The following is a 24,120-nucleotide window of genomic DNA, read 5'->3' as shown; positions in this document are numbered from 1 at the left end:
GCGACGTACGACCACAAAATCGCACAAGGCACAATCATGCGGGGTCACTTCCGAAAAGCATGAGACGTCGGTCACTTCGGTGAACCAAGTTCGCCGTGTTGACCTCTCATTGATCGACCCGACTGCTCGGCGGACTTCCCTCCGCCCGGAACGAACCCAAGGCGTGACTGATGCGGACGACCCGTCGCCGATTGCTCCTCGCCGCGCTGCTCCCCGTGCTGACCATCGGCGCCACGGGCGCGCTGGCCGTGGCCACCGACCAGCAGACCTCCGCCGAGGCCGGCCAGGCAGAGGCCCCGCTCGTCCGCACGAGCACCACCACCGGTTCCGTCGTCCAGATAGCGGCCCACCCCGACGACGACCTGTTCTTCATGAACCCGGACCTCTCCCGGTCCCTGCTCGCCGGTACCCCGCTCACCACCGTCTACCTCACCTCCGGCGAGGCCGACGGACGCAACCAGGCACTCGGCGGCGCCGCCAAGGACCCCGCGCAGCCCGCCGACCGCGACCACTACTCCGAGGCCCGACAGAACGGCATACGCGGCGCGTACGCGCAGATGGCCACCGGGGACCGCACGAGCCCGTGGAAGCGCACGGTCATACCCACCGCCGGCGGCGGCCACGCCGAGCTCGACGTCCTCGTCGCCGTGCCCCGGGTCAACCTGGTCTGGATCCAGATGCGCGAGGCCCGCCACGGGTCGAACGACAACCCCTTCAGCCTGCACGGCCTGTGGAACGGGAAGATACCCGCGCTCGGTCCCCAACTGGCCTCCGGCAGCCCGGTCAAGCAGGCGTACACGTACACCAAGGACCAGCTCATACAGACGATGGTCGGCGTGCTCACCCGCTACAAGCCGACGACCATACGCACGCTGGACCCGACGCCGGGCCGCAACGAGCGGACCGGCCGCTACACCGACCACCAGGACCACATGTACGCCGCCCGGTTCGCGCAGGCGGCCACCACCGCGTACGCCCGCCAGGTGAGCGACCGCCCGCACTTCTCGGTGCAGAGCTACCTCGGATACCTCAACGGCAGCCTCCCGCACGTGCTCGACCCCCAGACGGTCGACAGCAAGGTCGGCTACCTGAAGACGTACGCCTGGCAGGACATGGAGAACTACTGCGGCAGCCCCTCGGGCTGTGGCGACCGCAAGGTGGCGGGCAGCCCCTACGGCTCCAACTGGGCCCAGTCCATGCGCTACGCCCGCGCCGACACCACCTCCTGGATGGTCGAGGGCACGCCGGGCACGCTGTACGCCTTCGCCCCGCTGGACGGCCGGATGGCCGTCTGGACCCGCGACCCCGCCGGCGCCTGGACGGGCCCCTCGCTCCTCCCCGGCACCGGCATCGACCCGGGAGCGAACACCGCCCGGCTCCCCGACGGCCGCGTCGCCGTCCTCGGGACCCGCACCGTCCTCGGCCCGGCCCCCGCGGACTACCGGCGCGAGATCGTGTACGCCGTCCAGACCGCGCCGGGCGGCCCGTTCGGGGACTGGCGCTCGCTCGGCACCCCCGAGACGAACGACGAGTCCGGCACGTCGGCGATCAGTTCGCCCCTGGCGAGCTTCGATCCGGCCGGCCGCATGACGGTGTACGTCCGTGACGCGCGCCACACCCTGCGCTCCCGTACCGAGCAGCCGTCCGGCACCTTCACCGCCTGGCAGCGCCTGGGCGGCCAGGACCTCCAGGGCGAGCCGGTCACGGCGGTGGACTCGCAGGGACGCCGCCACGTGTACGCGGCGACCAGGCGCACCGTCCTGGCGTGGATCCAGCCCACTCCGGGCGCGCCGCTCCAAGGCCCCCTCCCCACGAACCTCCCCCCGACCACGATCCCGCTCACCGCGGCCCCCGAAGCCGACGGCGTACGCCTCTACTTCCGCCGCCCCGACTCGGGCGTGGTGCGCAGCGCACTGGTCACGGCGGCCCCCGGCAAGCCGACGGTGTCCGCCATCACCGAGGCGGGCGGCCGGGCCGGCTACGGCGCGGTCGGCGTCGCGGGCCGGGTCCTGACGGGCCGCGCGGACACCGGGACGGCCGGCACGACCACTATGGGCGGGCCGCAGGCGTGGAAGGAGTCCAAGGTGCTCTTCGCGGGCGCCCCCTCGGGCTTCGTCGACGCGTCGGGCGGCTCGACGACGGCGGTCCTGGGCCTGGACGCCGCACTCCACGTCACCACGGTCGAGGCCGCCGGCATCGTCCGCCCGCTCTGGCACCCGGCGGTCGCCCCGACCCCGTGACGGGGGCGGGCGGGACGGATCGGGGCCGGAGGGGTTGGGGCCGGAGGGATCGAGGTCGGGGCGCCAGGTCGACGGGCGGCAGTCACCCGGCCGGGGGTTGCCGGCCGGGGGTCGGGGGTTGCCGGCCGGGGGTCGGGGGTTGCCGGCCGGGGGTCACTGGCTGGGGGTTGGGGGTCGCTGGTCGGGGGTTGCCGGCCGGGGGTCACTGGCCGGGGGTCACTGGCCGGGGTCCCTCGTCTGGGTCAGCAGTTCCAGGACGCGGGCCGGGGTCCAGTGGCCGGCCGCTCCCGGACAGGCCGCGAGGTAGTCGGCGATGTCCCGCTCCTGCCACGGCCCCGACTCCAGCAGCCCGCCGGCCAGGTACCGCAGGTACGCGGCCGACGGCGGCACGGGCTCGACGTCGGCGAGGGCCCAGGGCGCGGTGAACGTCAGGACCGGGATCCCCTCGACGGCGCCGGGACAGAGCAGCGTCTCGTAGCGCCCCGGCCCCACCGCGTGCCGCCCGGCCCGCAACACCGGCGCCAGGTCCAGGTCGGCTCCGGGCGCCCCGTACATCTCCTGGGCCGCGATGTCCGACAGTTGGCCCACCGTGACCAGGTGCGCGCGGGCCCGCATCCGGCCGGGCGCCGTCGGATCGTGGAAGCCCCGCCCGCCCGTCCACACCGCGGACTCGGTCGCGAAGTACAGGCACCCCGGGAGTTCCACGGCGATCGACCGTTCCGGGGCCCGGTGGTCCCGACAGCCCGGGTAGGTCCGCGTCGCCCCGGGCGGCCGACCCCCGGCGAGGTAGGCGCTGAGACGGTCCATGTGCATGTTGGAGCCGTAGGACGCGTACCAGACCCGCCCGGGAACACGCGCCCCCACCTTGAGCGGAACCACCGCGTGCACAGTCACGCCCCCATCCTCCCCCACCCGAGCCCGGGGGCGGGTCGTCTCGGGCCTCGGCACGTGCTGGTCCAGGTACGACCGCGCGCGTGCGCGCGGCGGGCGCCGCTCGGCGGTCCGCCACGCGGGACGACGTCGGGCCGACGGTCATCGACCGTCGGCCCGACATGTGGAGCGCACCCGTCAGGGCGCGACCCGCGCTACAACACCGGCATCATCTTGCGGAGTTCGAAGGCGGTGACCTCGGAGCGGTACTCCTCCCACTCCTGCTTCTTGTTGCGCAGGAAGAAGTCGAAGACGTGCTCACCCAGGGTTTCCGCGACCAGTTCGCTGCGCTCCATCAGGGAGATCGCCTCGCCGAGGTTCTGCGGGAGGGGTTCGATGCCCATGGCGCGGCGTTCGGCGTCGGAGAGGGCCCAGACGTCGTCGTCGGCGCCCGCCGGGAGTTCGTAGCCCTCCTCGATGCCCTTGAGGCCGGCCGCCAGGAGCACGGCGTACGTCAGGTAGGGGTTGGCGCCCGAGTCGATCGAGCGGACCTCGACGCGCGAGGAGCCCGTCTTGCCCGGCTTGTACATCGGGACGCGGATCAGGGCGGAGCGGTTGTTGTGGCCCCAGCAGATGTACGAGGGGGCTTCGCCGCCCGAGCCGGCGGTGCGGGAGGAGCCGCCCCAGATGCGCTTGTAGGAGTTGACCCACTGGTTGGTGACGGCGGCGGTCTCGGCCGCGTGGCGCAGCAGGCCCGCGATGAACGAGCGGCCGACCTTGGAGAGTTGGTACTCGGCGCCCGACTCGTAGAAGGCGTTGCGGTCGCCCTCGAAGAGCGAGAGGTGGGTGTGCATGCCCGAGCCCGGGTACTCCGAGAACGGCTTGGGCATGAAGGTGGCCTGGACGCCCTGTTCCAGCGCGACCTGCTTCATGACCAGGCGGAACGTCATGATGTTGTCGGCCGTGGAGAGCGCGTCGGCGTAGCGGAGGTCGATCTCCTGCTGGCCGGGGGCGCCCTCGTGGTGGCTGAACTCGACGGAGATGCCCATCGATTCGAGCATGGTGATGGCCTGCCGGCGGAAGTCCATGCCGACGTTCTGCGGGGTGTGGTCGAAGTAGCCCGAGTTGTCGGCGGGGACGGGGCGGGTGCCGTCCAGCGGCTTGTCCTTCAGCAGGAAGAACTCGATCTCGGGGTGGGTGTAGAAAGTGAAGCCCAGGTCGGAGGTCTTGTTCAGGATGCGCTTGAGGACGTAGCGGGGGTCGGCGTACGACGGGGACCCGTCCGGCATGAGGATGTCGCAGAACATCCTCGCGGTCCCCGGGGCCTCGGCGCGCCACGGCAGTATCTGGAAGGTGCTCGGGTCCGGCTTGGCGATCATGTCGGACTCGTAGACCCGGGCGAAGCCCTCGATCGCGGAGCCGTCGAAGCCGATGCCCTCGTCGAAGGCCTGCTCCAGTTCCGCCGGTGCGACCGCGACGGACTTGAGGAATCCCAGTACGTCGGTGAACCACAGGCGCACGAAGCGGATGTCGCGCTCCTCAAGCGTCCGGAGGACGAATTCCTGCTGCTTGTCCATGCCTTCATCCTCGCAGTTCAGACGGCCTGTGCACCACCTCCCCCGGAGGGGGGAGCACAGTCGGGCCGGTCCAGTATCACCACCCGTGGTTTCCGCCACATTACGCACCCCGGAAAGCTCGTGGCACCCCCGCACTGACCTCGGAGCGGTCATGAGCATTACCATCTGCGCCCATGGGGGGCTGCGTGGGGGGTTGCGTGGGGGGCCGGAGGCACGGGAAACGCGGGGGCCACGGTGCCCCCGCCGCTCGGCGTGCCGTCCTGCTCCTCGCGTTCGGGGTGCTGTGCGGCGCCGTGTTCCTCTGCGGGCGGGCCGGCGTGGGACACGCCCGGCCGGTGGCCCACGACGCGCCGGGCGCGCCGCACGCCGTCTGTGTGGCCCCGTACGAGCTTCCGGGCTGCGCCCCGCACTCCCACGTGACCCCGGCGGTGCTGCCCGCCCCGCCGCCCGCCGTGACCGTGTCGCAGACCGGGTCCGCGGCCGTCGCGGACCTCGCGTACGCCGGGCCGGTCCGCCCGCCCGGGACGCTGGCGCGCGCCCCCGACCTGTACGCCCTCCAGGTGCTGCGGACCTGACGGGCCCGGCGCCGTGCCACGCGGCACGAGCGCCGCGCCGCGCGGCACCACGGCAGCACGGCGGCACGAGCGCCGCGCCACACGGCACCACGGCGGCACGAGCGCCGCGCCGCGCCGCGCGGCACCACGGCGGCACGAGCGCCGCGCCGCGCCGCGCGGCACCACGGCGGCACGAGCGCCGCGCCGCGCCGCGCGGCACCACGGACACCTCCCCACCCCCCTCAGCAGAAGGAACCAGGGCACATGGCCAGCAGGACCTCCCCGGACCAGAACGACCGCCAGGCGCGCATAGCCGAGATGCGTCGGGCGGACAAGGCGCGCGACCGGCGCAACAAGATCATCGCGATCACGGCCTCCACGGCCGTCGTGGCCGCGCTCGTGGGCTTCGGCTCATGGGTGCTGCTCGGCCAGAAGCAGAAGGAGAAGGACGCCGACGCGGCCCGCAAGGCGCCGGTCAGCGGCGAGCAGACGTGGGATGCCCAGAAGCTGGGTCGCAACCACGTCGAGACGGTCGTGAAGTACGAGATGAACCCGCCGGTCGGCGGCGACCACCACCCCCGTTGGACGAACTGCGACGGCGACGTCTACGCCAACCCGTTGCCGCAGGTGAACGCCGTCCACTCGCTGGAGCACGGCGCAGTCTGGGTGACGTACAACGAGAAGGCCGCCAAGGCCGACGTGGACACGCTCGCCGCGAAGGTCGGCAAGACCCCGTACACGATGATGAGCCCCGTCAAGGAGCAGGCCGGCGCCATCATGCTCAGCGCGTGGGGCAAGCAGTTGACGGTGGAGAAGGCCGACGACCCGCGGGTGGCGCAGTTCTTCACCAAGTACGTCCAGGGCCCGCAGACCCCCGAGCCGGGCGCGGCCTGCACCAACGGACTGGCCGACAAGTGACCGGCGCGAACGGCGCGCACCGGACGTACTGGGTGTCCGGCGCGGCCGTGGTCCTCGCCGTGCTGTTCGCGGTGGGCGCGACGGTGGCCACCGCGAACGGCGGCGACGGCGACCGCGACGGCGGTACGTCCTCCCGCGCGCCGGCGCTGTACTCACCGGACGCCGGCTTCGCCCGGGACATGTCGGTGCACCACCAGCAGGCGGTGGAGATGTCCTTCATCGTCCGCGACCGCACCCGGGACGAGGCGGTGCGCAGCCTCGCCTACGACATCGCCAACACACAGGCCAACCAGCGCGGGATGATGCTGGGCTGGTTGGACCTGTGGGGGCTGCCGAAGGTGCTCGCCGACGAGCCGCCGATGTCCTGGATGGGCACCGGGGGCGAGGGCGCCGGGCACGCCGGGCACGGGGGCACCGCTGGCCACGACATGGGCGCGGCCAAGCCCGGCGCGCTGATGCCGGGCATGGCCACCAAGGAGGAGCTGACGAGGCTCGGGGCGGTCGAGGGCCGCGACGCGGAGGTGCTGTACCTCCAGCTGATGACCGATCACCACAAGGGCGGGGTCGCCATGGCCCGGGGCTGCGCCACCCTGTGCGAGACCCCGGCGGAGCGGAAGCTGGCCGAGGGCATGGTCGCGGCGCAGCAGTCGGAGCTCACGCTGATGGCGGACATGTTGAAGCGGCGCGGGGCCGCGCCGCGCGGCTGACGGGACACGCTCGTACGGTGGTGGGAGGCGACCTCTCACCCCTGCGGGCGTGCTCCGCGCTCCGCGGAGTCGCACCGCGTACACCCCGTACACCCCGTCCACCCCGTCCACCCCGTACACCCCGTGCACCACGTACCACGTGCACACACGTGCACACGTGCACCGGGAAGCTGGTCGGCATGATCAGCGAGGCCGATCTGGCAAAGCACCTCTCCGACGAGCAGATCGCGACGTGGACCGAGCGGGTCTACGCCGGCCCGGTGGACCCGGGCGCCGGCCGACAGCCCCGGGCGCCCGTTGCCGGCCCGGCGCCGGACCCCCTCCGGCACGCACCTCCCCCCGAGCCCCCGCCCCGTCCTCGCGGTCCAGGGACGGGCCGACGGGCCCCGGAGGGCCGGTGTACTGTCCGTCTCATGGACCCCCAGGATCTCGCCAACCTCGCGCACCTGCGCCGGGCACGGGACCTGATCGACCGGGAGTACGCGCGCCCCCTCGACGTGCCGACGATGGCCCGCCACGCGCTCATGTCGCCGGCGCACTTCTCCCGACGGTTCCGCGCGGCCTACGGCGAGACGCCGTACAGCTACCTGATGACCCGCCGCATCGAGCGCGCGATGGCGCTGCTGCGGGCGGGCGCGAGCGTCACGGACGCGTGCATGGAGGTCGGCTGTACCTCGCTCGGCTCGTTCAGTTCGCGGTTCACCGAGCTGGTGGGCGAGACCCCGAGCGCGTACCGCGCCCGGGAGCACTCGGCGGTCGCGGCGATGCCCGCGTGCCTGGCCAAACTGACGACCAGGCCGACCCGGGACCTGCCGAGCAGGAACGGAGAAGCGGTCCGCGACCCGGCGCCCTAGCGTGGGTCGCATGACCATCTCACTCCAGTACTGCCACATCACCGTCAACGACGTGGACGAGGCGCTCGCGTTCTACCGCGACGCCCTCGGCCTGAAGTCGCGCAACGACGTCGCCTCGGGCGGGTTCCGCTGGGTCACCCTCGGCAGCGACGACCAGCCGGACCTGGAAATCGTGCTGTCGGAGCCGCACGCGGGCCGCTCGCAGGCCGACGGCGACGCCCTCCAGGAGCTGCTCACCAAGGGGCTCCTGCCGATGACCGTCTTTCGTGCCGGGGACCTCGACGCGACGTTCGAGAAGCTGCGGGCGTCCGGCGCCGAGGTGCTCCAGGAGCCCATCGACCAGCCCTGGGGTCCGCGCGACTGCGCCTTCCGGGACCCCTCGGGGAACATGGTGCGGATCTCGCAGGCGCCCAAGGCATAGCCCCAAGGCGTAACCCCGCAGGCTCAGCCCCGAAGACGCAACCCCGGAGGCTTGACCCCCGGAGGCGTAGCCCCCAAGGCGTAGCCCCGACGGCCGGTCCCGGGCCCTCCCCCGTTCAGGAGTCGCCGGAGGGGGCCCGGGCCGCCCGCCGGTCCGGGTCGGCCGCGTCGAGGATCGCCCGCGCCACCTGGTGCGGGCGATCCATCATGACCAGGTGCCCGGCGGGTTCCGCGACGTCGAGGCGGGCCCCGAGCCGGTCGGCCAGGCCCGCCTGCCGGTCGAGCCACCGCAGGGCCCCGCGCCCGTCCGTTCCGTCGCGCCCGGCGAGCACGGTGGCGGGCGCGGTCAGCGGGTGGGTCTCCCCCAGCGCGAGCACCTCCGCGGCCGCGTCGAGGTACCCGGCGTTCTCCCACAGGGCTCCGCGCCAGACCCGGCCCGTGCGGTAGCAGCGGCGTACGAGGTCCCGCGCGGCCGGGTCGCCCCCGCCGACCCGCGATGCCCGCACGACGGCGCGCCGGGCGGCCGGGCCGAGCGCGGCCGGCAGTCCGACGGCGGTCACGGCGCGGCCGAGCGCACGGGCGGCGCCGTGCCGCAGCGCGGCGGGCAGGACCGTACGGGGGTCCTCCTCCACACTGGCGTCGACGAGGACCACGGCGGCGGTCCGCTCGGGGCACAGGCGGGCGAACGCCTCGACGTGGAACCCGGCGATGGAGTGCCCGACGACGGTGACCGGCCCGCCCCCGGGACGCGGGCCGCCGGCGCCCGAAGCACCGAACCCGGCACCGAACCCGGCCCCGGCACCCACCCCGGCCCCGGCGAGGCGCGGGCCCAGCGCGTCCAGCAGCCCGGCGATCCGGTGAGCCTCCCCGGCGGCGGTGGCCGGTGCGACGGCCGGGCCGCTCAGTCCGTGTCCGGGGCGGTCGAAGGTGACGACGGTCCGACCCGCGGCGGCGAGCAGTTCCGCGACGGGATCCCAGTCGAACCAGGCCATGGCCAGCCCGGCACTGAGCACGACGACGGGACCGCTGCCCTCGACGACGGCGTGCAGGACGACGCCGTCACCGCCGGCCGGGCGGACGAACAGCCCGCCCGGGGCCGCGCGCGCCGTCGTGGGCGGGACGGCCGGGCCCCTCGACGGGGCGGACGGGCTCGTGGACGGGGTGGGCGTGCTCATGTACGGCGCTCCCTGTGCACGGAGTACGCCAGCAGTCCGAGCCAGAGCGCGACGATCAGCACCTGGAGCCGCTGGCCGGCTCCGAGCGCCCACGTGCCGCGGCCGGCGGTGAACAGGGCGATGGCGGTCATGGTCCAGGCGGTGGCGAGCAGTTCCAGCGCGACGAGGACGGGCCCGTGGCGGCCGAGCGGCGCGAGCCGGCCGTAGCGGCGGGCGGCGAAGGTCAGGGCCACGATCCCGACGAGGGCGCCGGTCATGGCGAGGCTGCTGCTGACGGCGTGGGCCTGGTGGGTGGCCGGTACCAGTCCGGCGGTCTCCCGGGCGGCGCATTCGGGGTCCACGGTGGGTCGGCAGCTCAGCGGCAGCCAGGCGTCGGCGGCGGTGGCCGCGCCGAAGAGGGTGACGCCGGCCCAGCCGATGACGGCCCAGGGCCGGCGGGAGTCGGCGTACCGCGCGAGGCGCAGGAGGGCGAGCAGGCCGCCGGCGAAGACGAGCAGGCCGGCGGTGAAGTCGGTGGCGCGGAAGAGGCCGCCGAGTGGCTGGTCCTGTGCGGCGAGTTCGCTGACGTACGTCTCGATGGGGTTGAGCCCGGTCGAGAGCACGACTTCGAGCACCCACGCGGTGTAGGCGGTGGCGCCGAGTCCGATGAGGACGGCGACCGGCAGGGCGTTCCGCGCGGACGGGTCTTGTCTGGACATGGTGCGACTGATCCTAAGCAGGTACGGGGCCGGTCCGACGCTCGGATACCCACCCCGGGTAGGGTTCCACTCATGACGCGCAGCGCCCGACGAGCCGCCCGGTGGCCCCGGTTGACGCTGCTCGCCGTCCTGCTGCTGGGAATCGTCACGATGCACACGTGGGGCCATCCGGCCGATTCCCACACCGGGCAAGACGCGCCCGCCGCCCACTCCGTTGCCCGGCCGGACGCGGGTGTGGCACATCACCTCGGGGGGTCGCCTCACACGGACGCGGCCGTGGGGGCGGCGTCGCGGGCCCCGGCGGCCTCGGACCCGCCGCCGGCCGGGCGGCCGCAGACCCGGCCCGCCCCCGGGCCCGCGATGGACCCGATGTCCGTGTGCCTGGCCGTCCTGGCCGGGCTGGTGCTCCTCGCGCTCGGCGGCTCGGCCCTGCGCCGGCCCGCGCGCCCGGGGGCCGGCGGCGGCGCGGCGGCGGCCCGCGCGCCGGCGGGCCCGGATCCGCCCGCGCCCCGGGAAATCCTGCGCCGGCTGGCGGTACTGCGCGTATAGGACGGGCCCCGCCGCCGCCCCCGCCCGCCCGAACGGCGGTGGGGGAGGCGGCACTCGGCGCCCATCCACCCGTATCGCCACACCGCGAGGTACACCCATGCGTTCCCTTCCCACCCGCCGTGCCGTGCTCGGCACCGGACTCGCCGTCGCCGGCTCGGGCCTGCTCGCCGCCTGCTCCGGCGGCGGCCCGGCCGCGGACCACGGCTCCATGGACCACGACGCGACCAACCCCGGCGGCGCCTCCGCCGGGTCCACCGACGGCTACGTCGACCCGGCCGGCCCGGAGGTCCGGGCCGCGGAGGCCGCCCGGGCGGCGGCCGGCCCGCGCACCGAGGTCCGCGTCACCGCCACCGCCGCCTCGCTCGACCTGGGCGGCGGGCGCACCGTGCGCTCCTGGGCGTACGGGGACCGGCTGCCGGGCCAGGAGGTGCGGGTCACCGCGGGCGGCACCCTCGCCCTGACCCTGGCCAACAACCTCCCGCAGGCCACGTCCCTGCACTGGCACGGCCTGGCCCTGCGCAACGACATGGACGGGGTCCCGGGGCTGACGCAGCGGGACGTCGCCCCGGGCGGTTCGTTCCGGTACGAGTTCGCCGTCCCGCACCCGGGGACGTACTGGTTCCACCCGCACTCGGGGGTCCAGCAGGATCGCGGCCTGTACGCCCCGCTGATCGTCGAGGACCCCAGGGAGCCCCTCGCGTACGACAAGGAGTGGGTGGTCGTCCTGGACGACTGGCTCGACGGTGTGGACGGGTCCACCCCGGACGGGGTCCTCGCCGAGCTCCGCAAGGGCATGGGCGGCGCGGGCGCGGGCGGTCACGCCGGCCACGGTTCCGCCCCGGCCCCCGACGCCGGCGGTGGCCCGTCCCGTGTCCTCATGGGCGGGGACAGTGACGTCCTCGGCAAGGACGCCGGCGACGTCGCGTACCCGTACCACCTGGTCAACGGCCGGGTGGCGCAGGACCCGTCGGTCTTCTCGGCCCGGCCCGGGGACCGGATCCGGCTGCGGATCGTCAACGCGGGCGGGGACACGGCCTACCGGATCGCCCTCGGCGGACACGAACTGACGGTCACCCACACCGACGGCTTCCCGGTGCGGCACGTCAAGGCCCGCTCACTGCTGTTGGGCATGGGCGAGCGGTACGACGTCCTGGTCACCGCGGGCGACGGGGTCTTCCCGCTGACCGCGCTCGCCGAGGGCAAGGGCGCCGGCGCCTCGGCGCTCGCCGTGCTCCGTACCGGCGCGGGAGCGCCGCCGACCGCCGCGACCCGGCCCGCCGAACTGGCCGGCCGGCCCTTGACGGCGGACGCGCTGCGGGCCGCCGAGCCGGCCGTACCGGCCCCCCGGCCGGCGGACCGCACGGTCAGGATCAGGCTCACGGGCGGCATGGCGGCCTACGACTGGGCCTTCGACGGCAAGCCGTACGCGCCGGACCGGCGGCATCCCGTGAAGGCGGGCGAACGCGTCCGGCTGGAGTTCACCAACTCCACGACGATGTGGCACCCGCTGCACCTGCACGGGCACACCTTCGCCCTCGGCGCGGGGGCGGGCGGGGCGCGCAAGGACACCGCGGTCATCCTGCCGAACGGGACCCTCACGGCGGAGTTCGACGCCGACAACCCCGGTCTGTGGATGGTGCATTGCCACAACGTGTACCACGCCGAGGCGGGGATGATGACGGTCCTGGGCTACCGCCGCTAGCGAACGGGATCCGACAACGCGCCCCGGGTGACGGTCCTTCCGTCTCCCGGCCCACCGGCCGGGAGACGGAATCGGGTTGGAGGGGGTCGGGGCGCGTGGCAGGGTGGGTGGTCATCGCCGCCACGCCCCGAAGGACGCCCCCAGGCATGAGCACGCCCCCGAACCCGCCCGACAGCCCGACCGGTCCGCCGACGGAGCCGGCGGGGACGCCCATACCCGAGGCGGCGGCCCCGCCGGGCCCGTCGCCGACCGACTCCCCCGGCGCGGCGCCCGCGTCGGGCCCGTCGCTGAGCAAGTCCCCCGCTCCGGAGCCGTCCCCCGCGAAGGAGCCCGCGCCCGCCGACGCCCCCACCCCGGGGCCGTCCCTCGCGAAGGAGCCGTCCCCCACCCCGGGGCCGTCCCTCACGAAGGAGCCCGCGCCCGCCGACGCCCCGGCCCCGGAGCCCGCCGACGCCCCGCCGGCCCCCGTTCCGACCGCCCCGGCCGCCCCGCCGGCCCCCGCCCCGCCGACGCCGCCGTCGGGCTTCGCCCCGCTGACGCCCGGCCCGCCGGCCGGTGCCTTCGGCGCCCCCGCGCCCGGGCCGCAGGCCTCCGCCGAACCCGCCAATCCCTGGAGCGCGCCCGCCGACCAGGGCTTCGCCGGGCCGCCGCCCGCCGGGCCCGGCGGATACGCGGGTCCGCCCGGGTACGGGGTTCCTCCCGGCCCTCCGGGCTACCCCGGGTACCCGGGATACCCCGGGGCCGTCCAGGAGAAGGGCAACGGTCTGGCCGTCGCCTCGCTGGTGCTCGGCCTCGTCGCCGTCCTGGTGGCCCTCACCCCGTTCTTCTTCTGGATCGGCACGCTCATCGGCCTGACCGGCCTCGGTCTCGGCATCGCGGCCATGGTCAGCGCCTCCCGGGGCGCCCCGCGCAAGGCGATGTCCCTGTGGGGCACGATCCTCGGCGTGCTCAGCCTGTTCGCCTCGGTCGCCGGGTTCTACTTCACCGTCAAGGTCGCCGACGAGGTCGACAAGGTCGTGGACAGCCGGCCGAGCCGCGGCTGGGACACGCCGTACACCGACCCGAGCCCGTACCCCAAGCCGTCCTTCTCCTCGCCGTACGACTTCCCCGGCGACGAGCCGGCCACCGGCCCTGGCTTCAGCACCCCCCTGTCCTTCGGCGAGAGCCACACGTACGCGAACGGCCTGAAGGTCTCCCTGTCCGCACCGGTGGAGTACGTCTCCGAGAGCGGCTTCGCGGACGTCGACAACGCGGTGAGGTTCGACATCACGATCACCAACACGTCGAAGAAGCCCGTCACGGTGTTCTACGCCCAGCCCGATGTCACGGACGAGCAGGGCCGCGCCGCCGAGTCCGTCTTCGACGGACACATGCCCAAGACGATCGCGGGCGCCGTGGCGCCGGGCGCGACCGCCACCGGGAGCGCCGCGTACGAGGTGCCGAAGGGCGCCAGGACCATCCGCGCGGAGATCTCCCCCGGGCTCCTGCTCGACCCCGTGAAGTTCGCCGGCCCGATCCGCTGACCCGACCCGCGGAACGGGAAAGAGGCCGGGCTCCAGGACATCGCGTCAGAAAGACGATTAGACTGGGCCCGTGCCTCAACTTCGCCTCGCTCTGAATCAGATCGACTCGCACGTCGGCGAGATCACCGCAAACGCCGACTCCGTCGTCCACTGGACGCGGCACTCCGCGGAGCAGGGGGCCCACCTGGTGGCGTTCCCGGAGATGATGCTCACCGGATACCCCGTCGAGGACCTCGCCCTGCGCGGCTCCTTCGTCGAAGCCTCCCGTACGGCGCTGCGTGAACTCGCGGAGCGGCTGGCCGCCGAGGGCCTCGGCGAGCTGCCGGTGATCGTCGGGTACCTGGACCGCACCGAGAAGGCCGCGCCGCGGCTCGGGCGTCCGGCGGGCTCCCCGGAGAACGCCGCCGCCGTGCTGCACGGAGGGCGGGTCGTCCTCCGCTTCGCCAAGCACCACCTGCCCAACTACGGGGTCTTCGACGAGTTCCGGTACTTCGTGCCGGGCGACACCCAGCCGGTGATCCGGGTGCGCGGCGTGGACGTGGCGCTGGCGATCTGCGAGGACCTCTGGCAGGACGGCGGCCGGGTCCCCGCCACCCGCTCCGCCGGGGCCGGTCTGCTGGTGTCGATCAACGCCTCCCCCTACGAGCGCGAGAAGGACGACCAGCGCCTCGAACTGGTCCGCAGGCGGGCCCGGGAGGCCGGTTGCACCCTCGCCTACCTGGCGATGATCGGCGGCCAGGACGAGCTGGTCTTCGACGGCGACTCGATCGTCGTGGACGCCGCCGGCGAGGTCGTGGCCCGTGCCCCGCAGTTCTCGGAGGGCTGCGTGCTGGTCGATCTGGACCTGCCGGCAGCCCGGCCCGACGCGCCCGAGGGCGTCGTGGACGACGGGCTGCGGATCGACCGCGTGATCCTGTCCGAGGAGCCGGTGCAGGCGTACGGGCCGGTCGTGCCCGGCGGGTACGCCGACCGCCTCGACGACGAGGAGGAGGTCTACGACGCGCTGGTCGTGGGACTGCGCGCGTACGTCCTGAAGAACGGGTTCCGCTCGGTCCTGATCGGCCTCTCGGGCGGCATCGACTCGGCGCTCGTCGCCGCGATCGCCTGCGACGCGATCGGCGCGCAGAACGTGTACGGCGTCTCGATGCCCTCCAAGTACTCCTCGGACCACTCCAGGGGCGATGCGGCCGGCCTGGCCGAACGGACCGGCCTGAACTTCCGGACGGTTTCGATCGAGCCGATGTTCGACGCCTACATGGGGTCCCTGGCGCTGACCGGTCTGGCCGAGGAGAACCTCCAGTCGCGCCTGCGCGGCACGCTGTTGATGGCGCTCTCGAACCAGGAGGGTCACATCGTGCTGGCCCCGGGCAACAAGTCCGAGCTGGCCGTCGGTTACTCCACCCTGTACGGCGACTCGGTCGGGGCCTACGGCCCGATCAAGGACGTCTACAAGTCCGATGTCTTCCGGCTCGCGCGGTACCGCAACCGGGCCGCCGCCGAGCGGGGCGAGACCCCGCCGATCCCGGAGAACTCGATCGTGAAGCCGCCGAGCGCCGAGCTGCGCCCGGGCCAGGTGGACACGGACTCGCTGCCGGACTATCCGGTGCTCGACGCGATCCTGGCGATGTACGTGGACCGCGACCAGGGCCTGGACTCGATCGTCGCCGCCGGTTTCGACGCCGAGCTGGTCGCCCGGACGCTGCGGATGGTGGACACGGCGGAGTACAAGCGCCGCCAGTACCCGCCGGGCACCAAGATCTCCGCGAAGGGCTTCGGCAAGGACCGCCGGCTGCCGATCACGAACGGCTGGCGCGAGCGGACGCAGCCCGCGGCAGGCAGGACGTGACAGGGGGCCCGGCAAATCCGAAAGACAGACCCTAGTCCTTGACGGTCATCCGCGCCGCGACCGGGAGGTGGTCGCTGCCGGTGCGCGGCAGGGTCCAGGAGGCGTCGGGGGTGATCCCGCGCACCATGATCTGGTCGATGCGGGCCATCGGGAATCCGGCGGGCCAGCTGAAGCCGAAGCCGTCGCCCGCCGCGCCCTGGGTGGAGCGCATCTGGGACGTGACCTCGGACAGGGCGCGGTCGTTCATGGTGCCGTTGAGGTCGCCGAGCAGGACGACCTTCTTGAGCGGTTCGGAGGCCAGGGCGGCGCCGAGCGCGTCGGCGCTGTTGTCGCGCTGGTTGGCGGTGAATCCGGCGTTGAGCTTCACCCGGACCGAGGGGAGGTGGGCGACGAAGACCGCGACCCGGCCGTGGGCGGTGTCCACGGTGGTGCGCATGGCCCGGGTCCAGCCCATCTTGATGTCGACGGGGGCGCTGGAGGACAGCGGGTACTTGCTCCACACGCCGACCGTGCCCTCGACGGCGTGGTACTTGTACACGCCGGCCAGGGCCTTCTCGTAGACGGGGACGGCGCCGGCCTTGAGCTCGGTGAGCGCCAGCACGTCGGCCCCCGAGCCGGCGACGGATTCGGCGGTGCCGCGCGGGTCGGCGTTGTCTGCGTCCACGTTGTGGGTGACGACCATCAGGTTGCCGCCGCCGCCGGACTTGTCCGTGACCAGGCCGCCGAACAGGTTCGCCCAGACCGCGGCGGTCAACAGTATCGAGATCAGCGCGGTCGCGGACTTGCGGATCACGGCGGTGACGAGCAGGACCGGCACGGCCAGCCCCAGCCAGGGCAGGAAGGTCTCGGTGAGGCTGCCGAGGTTGCCCACGTCGTTCGGCAGGTCGGCGTGGAAGATCATCACGAGCGAGACCAGCGCGGCGAGGCCCGCGGTGACGAGTCCCCGGCGCCAGATCCCCCGGTCTCGGCGCAGGTCGGCCAGTCGGCGTCGGAGACCGGATCGGGAGGGCTCGGGCTCCGAGCCGCCGTTTCCCGTCTCCGTCATGTACGCCTGTGCCATTCCACTGCCCTCGCTGCCGTGCTCGCGCTCCGTCCCCGCCCCTTGACCCTAGGCGATGTTCGAAGCAGATCCGTGCCGTCCTTGCCGGCCGTACCTCCGTGAGGACGAACGGCCGTGCGGTCAGGGTTCCGCTTGTCACGAAACGCGCACATTGGGCGCGGCGCGGCCCGGGAGGGGCGGCGAATGTGACGGACCGGTCATCGCGCCACTTCCGTGTCGGGGCCGACCAGTGCCACCATGGTGGGTGAGTCCGGGGACGCCGTGAGGGCGCCTCGAGATGACACAAGGAGCAGTAGCCATGACGCATGTCGTTTCGCCTGCCCGCGAGACCTCCGGCCCCACCCTGTACGGGGGCACGGGGACCCGCCGCATCACCGTCCGCGACCTGGCCCTGGCCAAGGAGCGCGGCGAGAAGTGGCCGATGCTCACCGCGTACGACGCGATGACCGCGTCCGTGTTCGACGAGGCCGGCATTCCGGTCATGCTCGTCGGCGACTCGATGGGCAACTGTCACCTCGGCTACGAGACCACCGTCCCCGTGACGATGGACGAGATGACCCTGCTGTCGGCGGCCGTCGTACGCGGCACGAGCCGCGCCCTGATCGTCGGCGACCTGCCGTTCGGTTCCTATCAGGAGGGCGCCGTGCAGGCGCTGCGCAGCGCGACGCGGCTGGTCAAGGAGGCCGGGGTCGGCGCGGTGAAGCTGGAGGGCGGCGAGCGTTCGCTGGCCCAGACCGAGCTGATCGTGCAGTCCGGCATCCCGGTCATGTCCCACCTGGGTCTGACCCCCCAGTCCGTGAACGCCATGGGCTACCGGGTGCAGGGCCGCAGTGACGAGGCGGCGCACCAGTTGCTGCGCGACGCGAAGGCGGCGCAGGACGCGGGCGCGTTCGCGGTGGTGCTGGAACTGGTGCCGGCCGAGCTGGCCGCCGAGGTCACCCGGTCCCTGCACATTCCGACGGTCGGCATCGGCGCCGGCTCGGAATGCGACGCCCAGGTGCTGGTGTGGACCGACATGATGGGTCTGACGGGCGGGAAGATGCCGAAGTTCGTGAAGCAGTACGCGAACCTGCGGCAGACCATGGGCGACGCGGCGAAGGCGTTCGCGCAGGACGTGGTCGGCGGAACGTTCCCGCAGGCCGAGCACGCCTTCCACTAGGTTCGCCGCCGTCGGCCGCCGACGTCTTCGTCGGCGGCCGACGGCTGCGCGCGGGCCCGTTGTCGGTCGGCTGTCGGTGCTTTGTCAGTGGCGGCTGGTCCCATGGTGTCCATGACGCGAAACGACAAGACTTCCCCGAGCGGCTCGCACGCCGTACAGGTCCGGGGCTTGGTCAAGCACTACGGCGAGACCAAGGCCCTCGACGGCGTGGACCTCGATGTCCGTGAGGGCACCGTGCTCGGGGTCCTCGGGCCCAACGGGGCGGGAAAGACCACCCTGGTCCGCGTCCTGTCCACCCTGATCACCCCGGATGCCGGGAGGGCGACGGTGGCGGGCTTCGACGTGGTCCGCCAGCCCCGGCAGCTGCGCCGCACCATCGGCCTCACCGGTCAGTACGCCTCGGTCGACGAGAAGCTCTCCGGCTGGGAGAACCTCTACATGATCGGCCGGCTGCTGGACCTGCCCCGCAAGGAGGCCCGGTCCCGCGCCGACGAGCTGCTGGAGCGGTTCTCGCTGACGGAGGCCGCCAAGAAGGCGGTCATGCACTACTCCGGCGGCATGCGCCGCCGGCTCGACCTGGCCGCCTCCATGATCGGCCGCCCGGCCGTGCTGTACCTGGACGAGCCGACCACCGGTCTGGACCCCCGCACCCGCAACGAGGTGTGGGACGAGGTGCAGCGGATGGTCGCCGAGGGCGCCACCGTCCTGCTGACCACCCAGTACATGGAGGAGGCCGAGCAGCTCGCGAGCGAGCTGACGGTCATCGACAAGGGCAAGGTCATCGCCAACGGCAAGGTGGACGAGCTGAAGGCCCGGGTCGGCGGCCGCACGCTGAAGATCCGTCCCGCCGCCGCCTCCGATCTGCCGGGCATGGCCCGCGCCCTGTCGGAGGCCGGTCTCGACGGTGTGGCCGGTTCCCAGGCCGTACCGGACGAGGGCGTGCTGCTGGTCCCGATCCTGAGCGACGAGCAGCTGACCGCGGTGATCGGGCTGCTGGCCGGCCGCGGTTACGCGATCGCCGACCTCGGCACCCACCTGCCCAGCCTCGACGAGGTCTTCCTGTCCATCACGGGCCAGAAGCCGTCCGCCGAGAACTCCGTTCCCGCCCAGCAGACCGAGGAGGTCGCGGCATGAGCACCGTCACCACGTCCAAGCCCGGCAGTACCGCGACCGTCCCGGACGCCGCGCCGCACGACCTGCCCGACGAGGGCCGGATCGGCCTGCGGGCCAACCTGCGGCACATCGGCGCCCTGGTGCGCCGCAACGCCCTGCAGATCAAGCAGGACCCCGAGTCGATGTTCGACGTCCTGTTCATGCCGATCATCTTCACGTTGCTGTTCGTGTTCGTCTTCGGCGGCGCGATCTCCGGCAAGGGGAACCAGGGCGAGTACGTCAACTATCTGGTGCCCGGCCTGATGGCGATGATGGGCATGAACATCGCCATGGCGGTCGGCACCGGGGTCAACGACGACTTCAAGAAGGGCGTGATGGACCGGTTCCGGTCCATGCCGATCGCCCGCTCGTCGGTGCTCATCGCGAAGATCGTGGTGGAACTCGGCCGGATGCTGGTCGCCATCACGATCCTGCTCGTCATGGGCTTCATCCTGGGGCTGTCCATCAAGACCTCGGTGCTGGACCTGTTCCTCGCCATCGGCCTGTCGGCCGTCTTCGGCGCCTCGCTGATGTGGATCTTCATCCTGCTGGGTCTGACCATGAAGACGGCCCAGGCCGTGCAGGGCATGGCGATGCTGGTGCTGATGCCGCTGCAGTTCGGCAGCTCGATCTTCGCCAGCCCGACGACCATGCCGGGTTGGTTGCAGGCCTTCACCGACTACAACCCGCTGTCCAACCTCGCCGACGCGGCGCGCGGCCTGATGAACGGGGGCCCGGTCGCCCATTCGGTGACGATGACCCTGATCTGGTCGGTCGCCATCACCGCGATCACCATGCCGCTCGCGGTCCGCAAGTTCCGTCACAAGACCTGACCCGCGCGAGTCCGCCGGGCAGGCGCGGCAAGCGTTCTCCCGGGGCCCGGCGCAGGCGGACGGTTCAGACGAGGGCGGTGGCCTGCTCCAGGGTGAGGCCACCGCCTTCGGCGTACGCCGCCTCGTACGCGGTGTCCCCCAGCGCCGCCCTCGCCGACTCCTCGACGAGGGCGGCGTCCTCGCGTTCGGTGGTGACGGGGAAGTGACCGAGCGGCACCAGGGCCCGGTAGGCGCCGAGGAGCCGGGCGGCGTCGTACTCCCGGCGCGGACCGCCGAGCCCCGTGAGGGACACGGCCGCGATCAACAGGTGGACGGCCGGCAGTTGCGGGGCCACCATCAGCGCCATCGGGTCCCGGGCGGTGGTCGCGGCCTCCCGGACGAGGGCCAGCGCCTCCTCGTGCCGGCCTTCCTTGTTGTCGAGCCAGGCCAGCACCCCGAGCAGGAAGCCGTCGAAGATCGCGTACGCGCCGAAGGCGAACTCCTCGCGCAGGGAGGTGAGTTCGGCGCGGGCCTCGACGAGACGGCCGGTGCGGCCGTAGAGCCCGGCGAGGAACATGCGGGCGGCCGGCAGGGCCTCGTTGCGGTACTGGCGGATGACGGCGAGGAGCCCGGTCAGGATCTCCTCCGCCTCCTCCAGCCGGCCCTCCTCGGCGAGGGTGCCGGCCATCCGCACCCGCAGGACCGTCACCTGGGCCGGTGCGCCGAGCCGCTCGGCGTGCTCGATCGCGGCCCGGAAGTCGGCGGCGGCCAACGCGTACTCGCCGCGCTTCTCCAGGGCTTCGGCCCGGGCGGACAGCGCTTCGGCGCAGCCCCAGTCGTCGCCCAGCTCGCGGAAGAGCGCGAGGCTCTCCTCGGCGTCGCGGGCGGCGCCGCCGAACGACGCGGCGCGGTTCGCCCGGATGTTGGCGCGCAGTTGGAGCGCGGAGCCCAACTCCCAGCGGTAGCCGAGGGCGCGGGTGGTCTCGACGGTCTCGTCGATGACGCGCCGGAGCAGTTCCGGATCGCCCATGATCATCACGGCGTAGATCCACAGGGCGGTGGGGAACCGGCAGGTCTGGGGCAGGCCGGGGCGGTAGGCCGCGATCATGCCCTCGACCTGGACGCGGACCTCCGGTGAGTTCCAGCTGCCGCTGTTCTGGTCGCGGGCGGTGAGCTGGATCATCCGGGCGCCGCGCCAGGCCTCGGTGAGCAGTTCGCCCGTGTAGGGCGGGGGCGAATCCACGAGCCGCTCGTACACCGGTTCCGCGGGGGTGACGGGCGCGGCGAAGGGGTCCGGGCCGAGGGCCACGGCGGCGTCCGCCCAGTGACGTGACTCGGCGCGCAGATCGTGCATGTGCCAGTACCAGACGAGGGAGTGCACCAGGCAGAGCACCTCGCCGACGTCCTTGGCGGCGACGGCCCGGCGCAGCGCGGTACGGAGGTTCTCGTATTCGGTGGCGAGCCGCTCGGCGGCCGCGCGCTGGCCGTGCCCGCGCAGCAGGGGCTCGGTGGTGCGGGCGAGTTCGCGGTAGTGGACGAGGTGGCGCCGCTCGGTGTCGGCGCGGTCCTCGGGGACCTCGGTCAGGCGCTCGGCGGCGTACTCGGCGACGGTCTCCAGCAGCCGGTAGCGCATGTCCCCGTCGGGGCCGGGGGCGGCGACGACGAGGGACTTGTCCACGAGGGAGCCGAGCGCGTCGACGACCGCGTCCGCGTCGGGGCCGGCGCAGACGGCCTCGGCGGCGGCGAGGTCGCAGCCGCCGGCGAAGACGGAGAGCCGTCGCAGGACGGCCCGTTCGGGCGCGTCGAGCAGGTCCCAGGACCAGTCGACGACGGCCCGCAGGGTCTGTTGGCGGGGCAGGACGGTACGGGAGCCGCCGGTGAGGAGGCGGAACCGGTCGTCGAGCCGGTCGGCGATCTGGCGGGGGGTGAGCAGGCGCAGCCGGGCGGCGGCCAGTTCGATGGCCAGCGGCATGCCGTCGAGGCGGCGGCAGATCTCCGCGGCGGCGGCCGGGTCGTCCTCGACGCGGAAGCCGGGCCGGGCGGCGGCGCCGCGGTCGGCGAGCAGCCGCAGCGCGACGGGGTCGGGCAGCGGTTCCACCGGGCGCAGCCACTCCCCCGGCACGCCGAGGGGTTCCCGGCTGGTGGCGAGGATCTGCACGCCGGGGCAGTGCGTGAGGAGGCGTTCCGCGAGGACGGCGGCGGCCCCGATGACGTGCTCGCAGTTGTCGAGGAGCAGCAGGAGGTCGCGCCGGCCGCAGTGTTCGGCGAGTCGGGCGAGCGGGTCGTCGCCGCCCCGCTCGGTCAGCGCGCGCAGTTCCTCGGCGGCGGCGCCGCGCAGCTTGGTCTGGCGGGCCCCGAGGGCGGCCAGGGCCGCTTCGGCGACGTCGTCGGGGTCGTCCACGGGGGCCAGTTCGACGAGCCACACCCCGTCGGGCCACATCCCGTCGGGCCGGCCGGCGGCGGCGTGCGCCTCGGCGGCCTCCTGCGACAGCCGGGTCTTGCCGGCGCCGCCGGGCCCGAGCAGGGTGACGAGGCGGGACCGGGCCAGGTCGGCGCCGATGACGCGGATGTCGCCCTCGCGGCCGACGAAGGTGGTCAGGCGGGCCCGCAGATTCCCCCCGGGACCGGTCCCGGCGGGGGCCGGGGCGGGCGTGGTGGGGTGCGGGGCGGTCCCCGCCGGGTGCGGGGCGGGCGCTCCCGGGTACGGGGGGCGCGGTGCGTGGGGCGCGGGGTCCGGCGGAGCGAGCAGGGCGGCGTGGAGGGCGCGCAGCTCCGGGCCCGGGTCGGCGCCCAGCCGGTCGGCGAGGTCCCGGCGTACGTCCTCGTAGGCGGCCAGCGCCTCCGCCGGGCGGCCCGCCGCGTCCAGGGCGCGGATCCGCAGGGCCCGCAGCGGCTCGTCCAGCGGGTGTTGCGCGCACAGCGCGGTCAGCTCGGGCAGGATCCGCTCCGCCTCGCCCAGGGCGAGGGCCGCGCCGAGGCGCCCCCGGCGCGCGTCGGCCCGTACGGCCTCCCAGCGCGCGGACTCCCCGGCCGCGTCCGGCAGCGAGGCCAGCGCGGGGCCCCGCCACAGGGCGAGGGCGTCGTCGTACAGGGCCGCGGCCGCGGCCGGGTCCCGCTCGGCGGCGGCGGCCCGCGCCAGCCGTTCGAAGCGGTACAGGTCCACCTCCTCGCGGGTGGCGGCCAGGCGGTAGCCGCCCTCCCCGGAGCGCACGGCGGCGTGCCCGATCGTCCGGCGCAGCCGCGCCACCAGGGCCTGGAGCGCGGCCGGCGCGTCGGCCGGCCGGTCCCCGTCCCACACCTCGGCGACCAGCGACTCGACCGGCACGGTGCGGCCCGGCCGCAGGGCGAGGGCGGTCAGGAGGGCGCGCAGGCGCGCCCCGCCGACGGCGACGGGGTCGCCGTCGTCGGTGAGGGCCTGGGCCGTCCCGAGAATCACGTAACGCACCGGCCCATTGTCGCCGGACCCGAGGGACACCCTGCGCCGTGCCCGGGATAGGTTTCGCCGCATGGGTCACCAAGGCAGCCGCGGCGAGCGGCAGATCAGTTCCGTCTTCCTCGGGATCGTCGCCGTCATGGCGGTGACCGGTTGGGCCGTGTGGACGGGGTACTCGACCAGCACCGGCCTGGCGGTGTTCCTGTTCGTCACGGCCGCGTGGGTCGTCTCGCTGTGCCTGCACGAGTACGCGCACGCCCGCACCGCCCTGCACGGCGGCGACATCACGGTCGGCGCCAAGGGCTACCTGACGCTGAACCCGCTGAAGTACACGCACGCGATGCTCAGCATCGTGCTGCCGGTGATCTTCGTGATCCTGGGCGGTCTCGGCCTGCCCGGTGGCGCCGTGTACATCGAGCGCGACCGGATCAGCGGCCGCTGGAAGCACAGCCTGATCTCGGCCGCGGGCCCGCTGACGAACGTGGCCTTCGCCGTGGTGTGCACCGCGCCGTTCTGGCTGGACGCCCTGGACGGGGTGCCGATGCCGTTCCGCTTCGCGCTGGCGTTCCTGGCACTGCTCCAGGTCTCGGCGGCGATCTTGAACTTCCTGCCGGTGCCGGGCCTGGACGGCTACGGGGTCATCGAGCCCTGGCTGTCACACGGGGTGCGCCGACAGGTGGCGCCGCTGGCGCCGTTCGCCCTGCTCGGCGTGTTCGCGCTGCTGTGGATCCCGGAGGTCAACGCGTTCTTCTTCGGCGCGGTCAGCGGCATCCTCGACGCGCTCGGCGTGTCCGAGTTCGAGACGTACTGCGGCCGCGACCTCTACCGCTTCTGGCAGGACGCGGACGGCTACTGCGCCCCGGCGGGCTAG

General features: G+C 73.7%; 20 protein-coding genes. 14 read left to right on the top strand and 6 right to left on the bottom strand.

Translation table 11 applies throughout. From position 1 onward, the window contains the following. Positions 1–170: 170 nt before the first annotated feature. A complete protein-coding gene (locus ACIRO3_RS11725; protein WP_366001024.1) occupies positions 171–2,240 on the top strand; it encodes a PIG-L family deacetylase in 2,070 nt (689 codons plus the stop codon). A 216-nt stretch (positions 2,241–2,456) separates the two neighbouring features. On the opposite strand, the gene ACIRO3_RS11720 is transcribed toward ACIRO3_RS11725, so the two are convergent. Both ACIRO3_RS11720 and glnA read right to left on the bottom strand, forming a co-directional pair. After that, the gene (locus ACIRO3_RS11720; RefSeq protein ID WP_361785838.1) at positions 2,457–3,053 is read right to left on the bottom strand and encodes a histone deacetylase; all 597 of its coding nucleotides are present in this window, start codon (positions 3,051–3,053) and stop codon (positions 2,457–2,459) included. A 272-nt stretch (positions 3,054–3,325) separates the two neighbouring features. After that, the gene (gene glnA / locus ACIRO3_RS11715) at positions 3,326–4,687 is read right to left on the bottom strand and encodes a type I glutamate--ammonia ligase (protein WP_053682889.1); all 1,362 of its coding nucleotides are present in this window, start codon (positions 4,685–4,687) and stop codon (positions 3,326–3,328) included. 335 nt (positions 4,688–5,022) lie between these two features. Between glnA and ACIRO3_RS11710 the strand changes: the two genes are divergently transcribed. The 5 genes from ACIRO3_RS11710 (at position 5,023) to ACIRO3_RS11690 (ending at position 8,141) form a co-directional block, all read left to right on the top strand. Beyond that, positions 5,023–5,262, top strand: a complete 240-nt coding sequence (locus tag ACIRO3_RS11710) for a hypothetical protein (RefSeq protein ID WP_404135090.1) — start codon at positions 5,023–5,025, stop codon at positions 5,260–5,262. A gap of 243 nt (positions 5,263–5,505) precedes the next feature. Beyond that, positions 5,506–6,159, top strand: coding sequence for a DUF3105 domain-containing protein (locus ACIRO3_RS11705; RefSeq protein ID WP_361785792.1), 654 nt, complete (start codon positions 5,506–5,508; stop codon positions 6,157–6,159). Then, positions 6,156–6,866, top strand: a complete 711-nt coding sequence (locus tag ACIRO3_RS11700; RefSeq protein WP_404135087.1) for a DUF305 domain-containing protein — start codon at positions 6,156–6,158, stop codon at positions 6,864–6,866. The genes ACIRO3_RS11705 and ACIRO3_RS11700 overlap by 4 nt, the downstream gene beginning before the upstream one ends. Before the next feature lie 413 nt (positions 6,867–7,279). Continuing rightward, a complete protein-coding gene (locus tag ACIRO3_RS11695) occupies positions 7,280–7,720 on the top strand; it encodes a helix-turn-helix transcriptional regulator (protein ID WP_361785789.1) in 441 nt (146 codons plus the stop codon). 10 nt (positions 7,721–7,730) lie between these two features. Continuing rightward, complete coding sequence (locus ACIRO3_RS11690; protein ID WP_053682920.1) at positions 7,731–8,141, top strand: VOC family protein; 411 nt, start codon at positions 7,731–7,733, stop codon at positions 8,139–8,141. Positions 8,142–8,256: 115 nt separating this feature from the next. On the opposite strand, the gene ACIRO3_RS11685 is transcribed toward ACIRO3_RS11690, so the two are convergent. Together ACIRO3_RS11685 and ACIRO3_RS11680 are read right to left on the bottom strand one after the other, a co-directional pair. Further along, a complete protein-coding gene (locus ACIRO3_RS11685; RefSeq protein ID WP_404135082.1) occupies positions 8,257–9,315 on the bottom strand; it encodes an alpha/beta fold hydrolase in 1,059 nt (352 codons plus the stop codon). Beyond that, positions 9,312–10,013 (bottom strand): DUF998 domain-containing protein, encoded by a 702-nt coding sequence (locus tag ACIRO3_RS11680; protein WP_404135079.1) that lies wholly within the window; start codon positions 10,011–10,013, stop codon positions 9,312–9,314. The genes ACIRO3_RS11685 and ACIRO3_RS11680 overlap by 4 nt, the downstream gene beginning before the upstream one ends. A gap of 72 nt (positions 10,014–10,085) precedes the next feature. Between ACIRO3_RS11680 and ACIRO3_RS11675 the strand changes: the two genes are divergently transcribed. The 4 genes from ACIRO3_RS11675 (at position 10,086) to ACIRO3_RS11660 (ending at position 15,633) form a co-directional block, all read left to right on the top strand. Further along, positions 10,086–10,562 carry a hypothetical protein gene (locus tag ACIRO3_RS11675; protein ID WP_404135075.1) on the top strand — a complete coding sequence of 159 codons (477 nt, stop codon included), beginning with the start codon at positions 10,086–10,088 and terminating at the stop codon, positions 10,560–10,562. Positions 10,563–10,659: 97 nt separating this feature from the next. Continuing rightward, positions 10,660–12,264 (top strand): multicopper oxidase family protein, encoded by a 1,605-nt coding sequence (locus ACIRO3_RS11670; protein WP_404135072.1) that lies wholly within the window; start codon positions 10,660–10,662, stop codon positions 12,262–12,264. Positions 12,265–12,410: 146 nt separating this feature from the next. Then, positions 12,411–13,787 carry a DUF4352 domain-containing protein gene (locus ACIRO3_RS11665; RefSeq protein ID WP_404135069.1) on the top strand — a complete coding sequence of 459 codons (1,377 nt, stop codon included), beginning with the start codon at positions 12,411–12,413 and terminating at the stop codon, positions 13,785–13,787. Positions 13,788–13,857: 70 nt separating this feature from the next. Continuing rightward, on the top strand, positions 13,858–15,633 hold the full coding sequence (locus tag ACIRO3_RS11660; RefSeq protein WP_366149694.1) for an NAD+ synthase: 1,776 nt from the start codon (positions 13,858–13,860) through the stop codon (positions 15,631–15,633). 31 nt (positions 15,634–15,664) lie between these two features. Here ACIRO3_RS11660 and ACIRO3_RS11655 read toward each other — a convergent pair whose 3' ends face one another. After that, a complete protein-coding gene (locus tag ACIRO3_RS11655) occupies positions 15,665–16,693 on the bottom strand; it encodes an endonuclease/exonuclease/phosphatase family protein (RefSeq protein ID WP_366149695.1) in 1,029 nt (342 codons plus the stop codon). A 298-nt stretch (positions 16,694–16,991) separates the two neighbouring features. Here ACIRO3_RS11655 and panB point away from each other — a divergent pair, with 298 nt between their 5' ends. From panB to ACIRO3_RS11640, 3 genes are all read left to right on the top strand, one after another. Then, on the top strand, positions 16,992–17,852 hold the full coding sequence (panB, locus tag ACIRO3_RS11650; RefSeq protein ID WP_351756859.1) for a 3-methyl-2-oxobutanoate hydroxymethyltransferase: 861 nt from the start codon (positions 16,992–16,994) through the stop codon (positions 17,850–17,852). Positions 17,853–17,954: 102 nt separating this feature from the next. Continuing rightward, positions 17,955–18,986 (top strand): ATP-binding cassette domain-containing protein, encoded by a 1,032-nt coding sequence (locus tag ACIRO3_RS11645; RefSeq protein ID WP_361781445.1) that lies wholly within the window; start codon positions 17,955–17,957, stop codon positions 18,984–18,986. Further along, a complete protein-coding gene (locus ACIRO3_RS11640; RefSeq protein ID WP_361781442.1) occupies positions 18,983–19,837 on the top strand; it encodes an ABC transporter permease in 855 nt (284 codons plus the stop codon). Before ACIRO3_RS11645 ends, ACIRO3_RS11640 begins: the two co-directional genes overlap by 4 nt. 64 nt (positions 19,838–19,901) lie before the next feature. Here the strand turns inward: ACIRO3_RS11640 and ACIRO3_RS11635 are convergent, their stop codons facing one another. Then, the gene (locus tag ACIRO3_RS11635) at positions 19,902–23,324 is read right to left on the bottom strand and encodes an AfsR/SARP family transcriptional regulator (protein WP_404135063.1); all 3,423 of its coding nucleotides are present in this window, start codon (positions 23,322–23,324) and stop codon (positions 19,902–19,904) included. Here ACIRO3_RS11635 and ACIRO3_RS11630 point away from each other — a divergent pair. Beyond that, entirely contained in the window at positions 23,323–24,120 is a 798-nt protein-coding gene (locus ACIRO3_RS11630; protein WP_404135060.1) for a site-2 protease family protein, read from the top strand. The two genes, ACIRO3_RS11635 and ACIRO3_RS11630, sit on opposite strands and share 2 nt — an antisense overlap.

This window comes from Streptomyces sp. NPDC102278, from assembly GCF_044766345.1.
Classification (GTDB): domain Bacteria; phylum Actinomycetota; class Actinomycetes; order Streptomycetales; family Streptomycetaceae; genus Streptomyces.
This window is presented reverse-complemented; position numbering and strand designations above follow the sequence as displayed.

Coding starts and splice junctions, on each gene's coding strand:
- ACIRO3_RS11725 (WP_366001024.1), top strand. CDS start 171: ATGCGGACGACCCGTCGCCGATTGCTCCTCGCCGCGCTGCTCCCCGTG.
- ACIRO3_RS11720 (WP_361785838.1), bottom strand. CDS start 3,053: ATGCACATGGACCGTCTCAGCGCCTACCTCGCCGGGGGTCGGCCGCCC.
- glnA (WP_053682889.1), bottom strand. CDS start 4,687: ATGGACAAGCAGCAGGAATTCGTCCTCCGGACGCTTGAGGAGCGCGAC.
- ACIRO3_RS11705 (WP_361785792.1), top strand. CDS start 5,506: ATGGCCAGCAGGACCTCCCCGGACCAGAACGACCGCCAGGCGCGCATA.
- ACIRO3_RS11695 (WP_361785789.1), top strand. CDS start 7,280: ATGGACCCCCAGGATCTCGCCAACCTCGCGCACCTGCGCCGGGCACGG.
- ACIRO3_RS11690 (WP_053682920.1), top strand. CDS start 7,731: ATGACCATCTCACTCCAGTACTGCCACATCACCGTCAACGACGTGGAC.
- ACIRO3_RS11685 (WP_404135082.1), bottom strand. CDS start 9,315: ATGAGCACGCCCACCCCGTCCACGAGCCCGTCCGCCCCGTCGAGGGGC.
- ACIRO3_RS11680 (WP_404135079.1), bottom strand. CDS start 10,013: ATGTCCAGACAAGACCCGTCCGCGCGGAACGCCCTGCCGGTCGCCGTC.
- ACIRO3_RS11675 (WP_404135075.1), top strand. CDS start 10,086: ATGACGCGCAGCGCCCGACGAGCCGCCCGGTGGCCCCGGTTGACGCTG.
- ACIRO3_RS11670 (WP_404135072.1), top strand. CDS start 10,660: ATGCGTTCCCTTCCCACCCGCCGTGCCGTGCTCGGCACCGGACTCGCC.
- ACIRO3_RS11665 (WP_404135069.1), top strand. CDS start 12,411: ATGAGCACGCCCCCGAACCCGCCCGACAGCCCGACCGGTCCGCCGACG.
- ACIRO3_RS11655 (WP_366149695.1), bottom strand. CDS start 16,693: ATGGCACAGGCGTACATGACGGAGACGGGAAACGGCGGCTCGGAGCCC.
- panB (WP_351756859.1), top strand. CDS start 16,992: ATGACGCATGTCGTTTCGCCTGCCCGCGAGACCTCCGGCCCCACCCTG.
- ACIRO3_RS11645 (WP_361781445.1), top strand. CDS start 17,955: ATGGTGTCCATGACGCGAAACGACAAGACTTCCCCGAGCGGCTCGCAC.
- ACIRO3_RS11640 (WP_361781442.1), top strand. CDS start 18,983: ATGAGCACCGTCACCACGTCCAAGCCCGGCAGTACCGCGACCGTCCCG.
- ACIRO3_RS11630 (WP_404135060.1), top strand. CDS start 23,323: ATGGGTCACCAAGGCAGCCGCGGCGAGCGGCAGATCAGTTCCGTCTTC.
- ACIRO3_RS11635 (WP_404135063.1), bottom strand. CDS start 23,324: ATGCGGCGAAACCTATCCCGGGCACGGCGCAGGGTGTCCCTCGGGTCC.